The sequence below is a fragment of the Hydrogenophaga sp. genome (assembly GCF_041633695.1).
Classification (GTDB): Bacteria; Pseudomonadota; Gammaproteobacteria; order Burkholderiales; family Burkholderiaceae_C; genus Hydrogenophaga.
Genome location: NZ_JBFJMY010000499.1, coordinates 1 through 2,799 on the forward strand (window position 1 = coordinate 1; position 2,799 = coordinate 2,799).

At 63.2% G+C, this 2,799-nt stretch carries 2 protein-coding genes; one reads left to right on the forward strand and one right to left on the reverse strand.

What is annotated here, in order from left to right; genetic code table 11:
* Nucleotides 1–337 precede the first annotated feature (337 nt).
* On the reverse strand, nt 338–2,092 hold the full coding sequence (locus tag ABYB95_RS20720) for a carboxylesterase/lipase family protein (RefSeq protein WP_372661341.1): 1,755 nt from the start codon (nt 2,090–2,092) through the stop codon (nt 338–340).
* Between the two features lie 411 nt (nt 2,093–2,503).
* Here ABYB95_RS20720 and ABYB95_RS20725 point away from each other — a divergent pair.
* Nucleotides 2,504–2,799: hypothetical protein (locus tag ABYB95_RS20725; RefSeq protein WP_372661344.1), on the forward strand; the 296-nt coding region annotated here is incomplete at its 3' end.

Here is a 2,799-nt window from a genome sequence, read left to right on the forward strand (position 1 = left end):
CGCACACCGTAGCAGACGTCGCCAGCACTCACCTGCAAAAAGCGTCCGGCGGGCACATCCCAATGCGTGGCTGCGGCCAGCACACTCGGTGGAATCGGAGAAACAGAAAACCCCAAGCCCGTCGCCCGTGCGCCCATGTCGGATACGTCGCTCATCGGAAGGTTCATCTTTGGCGTCCTGCCTGTTGAGTGCGGTCATGTGCGCGCATTGGCCTGAGAGCCGCCCCGAACAACACACCGTTGTCGCAGTGGGTGGTTTTGGGCCGGTGGGCGCAGCGAGCCGCGACCGCGACCGCGATGCGGTTCAGAGGCATGGGAATGTGTTTCGAAAGACGGCACTACTGGACGCCGATACGCGGCTGCGTGGGCGTGGCATCGAACACCAAGGTGGCCGGCCAGTTCGGCCAGGCGGCACCCAGTGCCGAGTGGTTGGGGTTGCCGGTGGCGGCGAAGCTGCCGATGCTGCGCATCATGGCATCGGACAACACCTCGCGGCCCGGCTTGTTGGCCTGGCTGTACGCAAACGAAAATACGCTCTTGCCGAAGTTGCCGAACACGAACGGAATGTCCATTGCGTGGGCGGAACCGTAAACCGTATGGAAGGGTGCGGGTTCTTGGGCCCAGTCGAATCGGTAGTACCACATCTGCGTGGGTTGCTGCAGAGACAGCGTGCCCATGGAACTGATGGTGCCCTGCGTGAAGATCGCCGCAGTCAAGGCCGCAGAAACGGAGTTCCAGCCGGTGACGGGCCGGTCGACCGGTAGAAACTGCGGGTTGAGCAGATCGGATTCCAGCAGCGTCGGAGGCGCGTCGGGGTCAAAGTTGTATTGCATCGTGAAGCGGTCGTAGTCATTGGGCTTGTACGCTCCCACCAACGATCCGAACAGCTTGCCTTCCTCCGCCGTATTGCCGGCCAGCATGGGTACCTGGCGGTAGTTGCCCCGCGCAATCTCCAGCGACGGAAAGAGAGGAATGACCGCGCCATCGGTCAGCACGGCTGGCGCGTTCCCTAGCGCCGAATGGGCCATGGACACCCTGACAACGTCGTTGGCCGACTTGGACCGCATGTAGCTGGCCACTTGGGCCGAAGTCCTGGTGGCCAGATAGATCTCGGCCAGGGCGGCATTGGCCACGGTTCCATCATCGACCAGCATGGCCTGCAAAAGATTTTTGGCATACGCCCTGGATTGCGCAGGGCTCGACGTGACCAAGCCGCCACTCATCGAAACGGCCTTGTGCATCAGGCCCTTGGAAAGGGGTGACACCATCAGAGCCCAGGTGTTGACGGCGCCCGCCGACTCCCCCATGACGGTCACATTGCCAGGGTCGCCACCGAAAGCCTCGACGTTTTGATGGAGATACTTAAGCGCCTGGATATGGTCCAGCGTGGCAAAGTTGCCCGAATCCGCCAGAGGATCGCCCGTCTTCAACTGCGGCAGGTCGAGCCACCCCATCAAGCCCAAGCGGTAGTTGATGGTGACCACGAGTGCGTGGGCCTTGGCGGACAGCGAAGCGCCGTTGTATAGCGGGTCGGCGGAGTAGCCCGAGATATTGCTGCCGCCGTGGATGAACACGATGACCGGCAGCTTCGCAGCGGTATCGGAAGGTCGCCAGATGTTGAGCGTCAGGCAGTCCTCCTCACCAACGGGTTTCCCCAACCCGTCTCGCACCGAAAGCCCGAACGGCTCGCCGTTTGGGGGCGGGCTGAAGTACCGCCCGCCCTGGACACAGGAAGCGCCAAACGCGCGCACGTGCCTTGTCCCGCTCCAGGTATCGGGTTCTGCAGGTGGCATCCAGCGAAGCGCGCCGACCGGCGGTTTTGCATAGGGCAGGCCAAGCCATGCATAGGTACCGGAGGTAGCCGATTGGTCGATTCCGAGCACCGCACCCTGTTGCGTCACCCGGCGCAATTTGCGCTCGTCGCCCGACGTGAACAAGGCAGGCGTGGGCTGCATGGACACCACGGTCGACGCGGAAGCCACGTCCATCGCCGGGCTGTCGGCCCCGCCTCCGCATGCGGCCAGTTGACCCAAGAACGGCAAAACGGCCACCGCGCCGATCGCCTTCCAACTCCAAGTCTTGCTCAGCAACATTTCGTACCTCCAGTGTGAGGAACGAAGCTTAGAAGCGCGACCGGAGCCAGACCATAGGACGATTCTGAAGAACGGCTAGGGAAAGGCCCGTACACCGCTCCACCCGAGAGCTGTTACGACCACAGGTCAGACTGGCATATCTGTGTGCATTTGCGGCATCCCTTTGGCGGCGCCCTTGAATGCCTACCCATATCCGTTCTCCAGAGGCGTGTGATGCGGTCGATCGCCAACTGCTGGATCCTGCAGAGGGCCGCTGGGCACGCTGTGCGGCCGACGCCACACGGGCGCTCACGCCATCTGGACCGGTAGTCGCGGCCCCGGCAGGCCGTCGGCGACCGCACCAGCGGGCCATGGTTGATCGCATAATCGTTCATCAGTGGCACGGCAATCGCCATACGAAAGGAGTTCGTGATGGGATTCGAGGATCATCAGCGCGGCGTGCGCGACGGATATTCGGGCGGACCCACCGCACCACCGAAAAACCTCAGCGAAGCCATAGGCCGCACCGAGGGGCAGAACCAGCGCTTTGCCGACGATATGCGCCATCAGGAGGCGTCAACGGGGTATGCGCCCGCGCACCTGCCGCTCCGTTACGTTCCCATCGTGATCGGCCTGCTGCTCGCCTGGCTGATGGGCGTGCGCGTGATGGTCATGCTGCTGTTGGCCGGTGGTTTGCTGGGGCTCGCAGCCACTCCCCGGTTGCGCCG

Coding starts and splice junctions, on each gene's coding strand:
- ABYB95_RS20720 (WP_372661341.1), bottom strand. CDS start 2,092: ATGTTGCTGAGCAAGACTTGGAGTTGGAAGGCGATCGGCGCGGTGGCC.